This is a genomic window from Dolichospermum sp. UHCC 0260, from assembly GCF_009711985.1.
Taxonomy (GTDB): Bacteria; Cyanobacteriota; Cyanobacteriia; order Cyanobacteriales; family Nostocaceae; genus Dolichospermum; species Dolichospermum lemmermannii.
In genome coordinates this window covers 57,115-62,935 of record NZ_VIKZ01000046.1, presented here as the reverse complement: position 1 = coordinate 62,935, position 5,821 = coordinate 57,115, and the positions used below count along the sequence as shown (strand labels likewise).

At 39.4% G+C, this 5,821-nt stretch carries 4 protein-coding genes and 1 pseudogene; 3 read left to right on the top strand and 2 right to left on the bottom strand.

The window, feature by feature from the left end; translation table 11 throughout:
* Positions 1–286: 286 nt before the first annotated feature.
* Positions 287–934, top strand: a complete 648-nt coding sequence (locus FJR08_RS17310; protein WP_168633996.1) for a sigma-70 family RNA polymerase sigma factor — start codon at positions 287–289, stop codon at positions 932–934.
* Positions 935–1,127: 193 nt separating this feature from the next.
* On the top strand, positions 1,128–1,817 hold the full coding sequence (locus FJR08_RS17305) for a hypothetical protein (RefSeq protein WP_254435784.1): 690 nt from the start codon (positions 1,128–1,130) through the stop codon (positions 1,815–1,817).
* Between the two features lie 252 nt (positions 1,818–2,069).
* Here the strand turns inward: FJR08_RS17305 and FJR08_RS17300 are convergent, their stop codons facing one another.
* Both FJR08_RS17300 and FJR08_RS17295 read right to left on the bottom strand, forming a co-directional pair.
* Positions 2,070–3,410 carry a TldD/PmbA family protein gene (locus tag FJR08_RS17300; protein WP_168633994.1) on the bottom strand — a complete coding sequence of 447 codons (1,341 nt, stop codon included), beginning with the start codon at positions 3,408–3,410 and terminating at the stop codon, positions 2,070–2,072.
* Between the two features lie 123 nt (positions 3,411–3,533).
* Positions 3,534–5,006 carry a TldD/PmbA family protein gene (locus FJR08_RS17295; RefSeq protein WP_168633993.1) on the bottom strand — a complete coding sequence of 491 codons (1,473 nt, stop codon included), beginning with the start codon at positions 5,004–5,006 and terminating at the stop codon, positions 3,534–3,536.
* Positions 5,007–5,398: 392 nt separating this feature from the next.
* Between FJR08_RS17295 and FJR08_RS17290 the strand changes: the two are divergent.
* Positions 5,399–5,821, top strand: a pseudogene (locus tag FJR08_RS17290) (RNA-guided endonuclease TnpB family protein); the annotation flags it as partial.

Genomic DNA, 5,821 nt, shown 5'->3' with positions numbered 1-5,821 from the left:
CTATGCAGTTAGTGTGAGACATGGAATGTAAGTAAGAAAATATAGAGAAAAAAGATTTGGTTTCAAACCCATAAATTTATATGGTGTTAATCAACATTCTCTACATTTCCTTATTTGAGAAAAAAGTCTAAATGCTGAATTTATATATTGGTTGGTGAAAGCGTTATTCAAGCAAGTTGAATTTACGCTCCAATTTTCACAAAAATAATCCTGTTATTCAGCAATTTGCACATTGGAAAGACTATTTGTTGCCTAGTTAATAGCCTATTTATCAAGGACATATTGTATGTTATCAGCGCAGGAATCATGGTCTTATTCTTCAGAGACTTGGCTTGACTCAAACTATCGCCAGAGATTAAAAAAAATTGCTAACAAATACACTAGGGGTACAGGCATATCTTGGGAAGATGCGGTTCAAAATGCCCATTTAAAAATATTTCAGGGTCTGCAATCTGGAAAGTTTAGAGAAGGAGGATTAGAAGAATTTTATCGCTGGGCTGCTACAGTAGCCCGCTGTGCGATTATTGATTTTGTCCGTCAAGAAAATCTGCGAAAATGCCAAAGTTTAGATGGCAATATCCCTGGAACAGATATAGCCCTGTTAGATACAATTCCTGATGAATTTAACATCTTAGAATCAACAGAAAGGGCAGATTTAATTCTCAAAGCAATAGAGGCAATTTATCAACTAGATCAACAATATCCACGCCAAAACTATCTGAAATTATGGCAAGGTAAAATTGATGGAAAAACACAAACTCAACTAGCTGGAGAATTGAGAGTTAGTCAGAGTGAAATATCCAAACGATGGCAGGAACTTTTAGGACGGATTGCTGATTCTTTAGGACTACTTAAAGTTGAAGATTTCAAGGGCAAACTGCAAGAAAATCGCCAGCAAAAGAGAGAATACAATCGTTCAACAAAGCAGTGGTAAGTGAATAAAATACTCAAATTGATTGAAATGAGAGTAAATCCTGATATTTAGAAGCGTCCGAACGTTACATAATATATGGGATTGGATGCGACTACACCCAGAATCCCGGCTCATTGTTAATTTTTGTCGGGAAACTAAATATATGCGTGTAAACTTGAGTAAATCCACATTTTTAAACAGGCAAGCGTCTAATATGCCAATCCCACAACCTGGAGAAATTTGGGAAGTGAGTCGCTTAGTAAGAAGTCCTCTAAAATTCTCAAGTCAAGAACAAGAGACTTTTTACTCTTCCTCAGCACAAAGTTTTTTGGCAGGCAACTCACCACCGCGCTATGTAATGATTGTCAAAGAACCTGAAGCAATTCTAGATACAAATGAGGAGTGGCTAATTTTTTCTGTCATGTTGCTATCAGGAGAAACAGATTTTCTCAGTGATGTAGATTTGCTAATTCCTGCGAAAATATCTGGACTAGAACGAGATTTATTAGCTGAAACATGGCACATTATCCCAGCGTTAGCTTGTAACTTGCTACAGCTAGTTGGTAACAGACTATCGCGCCAGATTTATGACTGTCTCCTGACCGTTAGAGACTATCATTATGGGTTAGGTGAAGAACCATCAGTAATATCAGAAATCCAGGAATTAGGTTTAATAAATAGTAGCTTATCTTTTGCAAATAGCTTAAAGATTCAAGATTTTCACAAAGCAGAACAAGCCTGGAGTGATGTCTTGACAGTACCAGTGGCAGCTTGCCAAACTTACTTGAAAAGTATAAACTTCACCAATGCAGTATTAAATGAAGCATTGCAACTAGAACAAGACCTGCAAATTGATAGAACCTGGACTAAGTTCGATGTCAATAAAAAGCCTCAAATTGATTAATTTGAGGCCATGATACCAAAGCTTTTGTCAAAGTTTTTGAGAAATTTCAATATTTTCAATAGATTCACTTTCTAATTACACAAGGAATTAAGCGAATTATTAACTTGATTAACGAACAGTTCCCCTAAAACTGCCGCTAAATTAAGCAACGGTGAAAAAATTTCTCCTTAATCTCATTCCTCCGTGTCCTCTGTGCCTCTGTGGTTCGATAAATTAACCTTAAACCACAGACGCACAGAGTAAAAAAAGATATTAATCTCCAGTAATAGAAAGTTCACTCACCCAAACTCTCGGTGCAACTCCTGCTGGTGTTAACTCAACTTCTTTTTCTACATAAACAATTGATTTCAAAAGTTCTAAGAAATCACCAGCTACAGTTGCCGACTCAATACTGGTTTTTTCACCCTTATTAATTAACCAACCATCAAAAGGTAAAGAAAAAGAACCTTGTAAAGCCTTAACACCCGCATGAAGAGCTTGTAAATCATCAATTAAAATCACATTTTCCGCAGTTTCCAAACTCAATTCTTTCTCTGGAGTTCCTGCTGCAAAAACGTGATAAAAATTGGGACTGACACTCACTTTTGCGCCAATACTAGCATTACCTGTAGGTTGAGCATTTAACCGTTTTGCAGTTCCCGCGCTATGCAAAAAGCTAGTTAAAATGCCCTTTTCTATTAACTTAATTTGCCGGGTGGGAGTACCTTCACCATCAAAACTTTCAGCCCCAATATTAGCGGGGTGTAAAGCATCATCATAAACTGAAAGTAAAGGTGAAGCCAGTTCTTTCCCGATATCATCAGTTTTTGATAAACTTTGATTATCCAGAATACTTTGGGCGTTAAATAAATTGGAAAAAGCCCCCAACAAACTTAAAAAAGCTTCAGGAGAGAAAACTACTTGATATTTACCAGTTTTGATTTTTTCATAATGCAAATGACTGATGGTTTTATCAGCAGTTTCTTGAATACAACCTGCAATATCTAAATCGGCTACACTTTCCTTGACTCGATAAGCACCAGCACTGCGAGGTTTTTTATTTTCCTCTTCAGTTTTGCTGTACAAATAAATAGAAGCTAAAGAATGAGATTCAGTTCTCACAGCACCATCACTATTGAGATAAAATCTGTCAATATCTCTTTGTGCTAAACCATTATAAGGCACACTTGTAATCGCAGGATGTTTTGCCATTAATTCTTTTTCTGCTACTAATAGTTTTTCTATTAGTTCAGAAACAGGTGCTTGCAGGGCTTTTTTCTGATGTGTATTAGGAATAGGAATAGTTGCTTCTGGACTAAAATCAGGAACATTTTCTTTCACACCAAAAAAACTCGCTTCGTAAGCAGTTTTTAAAGCTAATTCTAATCCTTGAGCATCTACATCTGTGGTGCTGGTAACACCCATTGTATTTTCTTCATTCCAAACCCGAACTGTTACCCCAGAACGATTGGAAGCTTTGACTTGTTTGGGTTCACCTTGGTCAACTTGAACGCTAGTATCATCTACAGTTGAACCGTAAATATCAAACTTTTTAATGCCCAGTTTAGCAGCATTTTCTTGAGCGTAGGTTGCGATTTCTTGAATGTTAGACATGATTACATTTTAAGATGAAAGTTTCGCGCAAAGGTACAAAGGAGCAAAGGCGCAAAGGAAGAAAAGAATTAATGATGAGAACAGATAATATGTATGGTTTATCTGTTTTTCATCTGATGATTTTTATCTGCCACCAACAGTAATAGAATCAACCTTAATATGGGGTTGTCCAACGGTGGTGTAAATGCTACCGCTGACTGAACCACAGAAGCCGGGAGCTAGTTCTAAATCTTGGGAACATAGGGAAATTTTATTCATGATTTCCTTGGCTTCTCCGATGAGGGTAGCACCTTTTAATGGTTTGGTAATTTTGCCATTTTCTATTAGGTAAGCTTCATCAACGCTAAAGTTAAATTGACCTGTTGCTCCTACACTTCCGCCACCCATTTTCTTACAGTAAATACCTTTATCAACGGAGGCAAATAGGTCTTCTGTTGTGTGTTCTCCACAATCAATATAGGTATTTCGCATCCGACTAGCGGCAGCAAAAGTGTAATTTTGCCGGCGGCCACTGCCTGTTCTGGGGTGTCCAGTCCGCACTGAACCGGTTCTATCAGCGAGGAAGTTTTTGAGGATGCCTTTTTCAATTAATAATGTTCTTTGGGCGGGCATTCCTTCGTCGTCCATATCAATTGTCCCGAAGGCATTATCGGCGCGGCCTTCGTCCCAAGCTGTTAAGCTTTCGTGGGCAATTTTTTCACCTTTTTTGTCGGCAAATGGTGTGGTTTTGCGTTCAATTTGGGTGGTTTCTAAAAGGTGTCCGCAAGCTTCGTGGAAAATTACACCGCCAAAGTGATTGGCCATGATAATCGGGTAAGTTCCTGATTCTACGTAATCTGCGTAAAGCATTTTACCAGCAGATTCGGCGATTTGTTCGGAGGCTTGTTGATAATCCCAGGTTCTCAGGAAGTTAGCGTCACTGGTGTTACCAGCCCGTTCACCAATGGAAGAACGGTTAGCACCGTCAGCACAAAGGAGATTAAAGCCCACGGACTGGGTGAGGCGGATATCACGGGCAAATGTTCCGTCACTACCAGCAACTAATACTTCTTGCCAGTCACGGAAGTAGGAAGCGCGGCGGGATTGGACGTGGGTAGCTTTTTTATTAAGTTGGGCTGTACCATCAAGGAGGACTTCTCCCATTTCGCTGATAGAACTACACAAGGGTAGCCAACCGTCTTTACCGCGTTTGCTGGCGTAGTCTCTGAGTAGTTCTAGGTTGATTTCGGGAATGAAGGCACTCGGTCCGGGTAGTTGTAAGCCTAAGATGGAAAGAGCTTTTTCTAAAGCAGCTTTTAAACCGGCAAATGTGAGGTTATTGGTGCTAACGTAGCAGTCAGCTTTGCCACGAAATACTCGCACTCCTGCACCGGTAGCTAAATTGGGGGAAATGCTGGTAATGGTATCTTCTTCGGCTAAACAACTGATGTAGTTGCGACGTTCTAAGAAGTATTCCACAAAATCAGCACCGGCAGCGCGTCCTAGTCCCAAAAGGGTTGCCAGGGGGGCTTCCCAAGTGTCATCGAAGCGTTCTGTGGTGGATGAATATTGTAAACTGGGAAGTTGATTTGAGAGAAGTAGGGTGTTTGTAAGCATGAAGTGCCTCGTCTGCTGGCGTTATCTACAGATGTGACTGAAAAAAAATCCTGGTGTGTTCAGTCTAACAAATCTATGAAAGTCGTTGTTGGCAGTTAGGCTGTAGGGTTTTCCGCCATATTGTCTTTTAAAAAGTCTATGTTGAGGATCAATTTTTATAGCTATGATTCTCCGCCCATTTATAGCAAGCCTTGTAACAGATATCATCATTATAATTTATAAGGAGAATGCCGAAAACCCTTGAAGGCGTGTCCGACTCAGGAGGACACACCTGTGCAACAGCTGCGGGATGAAGGCTAGGTGCAGGATCTATCCTGCACTGACATTTTGTATATATTGTATAATAAACGCAGGTCGAAACCAAATCAAGTTGATTGTTCAAGGTTAAATCAATGCTAGTTCTAGAATACAAAGTTAAAGGTAAACAAGATCAATACAACGCCATAGACGATGCAATTCGTACCACCCAATTCATTCGCAATAAAGTGATTAGATATTGGATGGATGCCCCGCGGGAACTCAAAATTGATAAGTTTGCTCTTAACAAGTATTCAACAGAACTACGCCAAGAATTTAGCTTTGCTGCTGAATTAAATTCAATGGCAGTACAATCAGCCGCAGAACGTGGATGGTCTGCTATATCAAGGTTTTACAACAATTGTCAATCTAATAAATCTGGCAAGAAGGGGTTTCCTCGTTTTCAAAAAGATTGCCGTTCTGTTGAATATAAAACATCAGTATGGAAGCTACACAAAACAAAGCGACGCATCACTTTTACCGACAAAAAAGGGATTGGTGAACTCAAATTATTAGGC

Coding starts and splice junctions, on each gene's coding strand:
- FJR08_RS17305 (WP_254435784.1), top strand. CDS start 1,128: ATGCCAATCCCACAACCTGGAGAAATTTGGGAAGTGAGTCGCTTAGTA.
- FJR08_RS17295 (WP_168633993.1), bottom strand. CDS start 5,006: ATGCTTACAAACACCCTACTTCTCTCAAATCAACTTCCCAGTTTACAA.
- FJR08_RS17310 (WP_168633996.1), top strand. CDS start 287: ATGTTATCAGCGCAGGAATCATGGTCTTATTCTTCAGAGACTTGGCTT.
- FJR08_RS17300 (WP_168633994.1), bottom strand. CDS start 3,410: ATGTCTAACATTCAAGAAATCGCAACCTACGCTCAAGAAAATGCTGCT.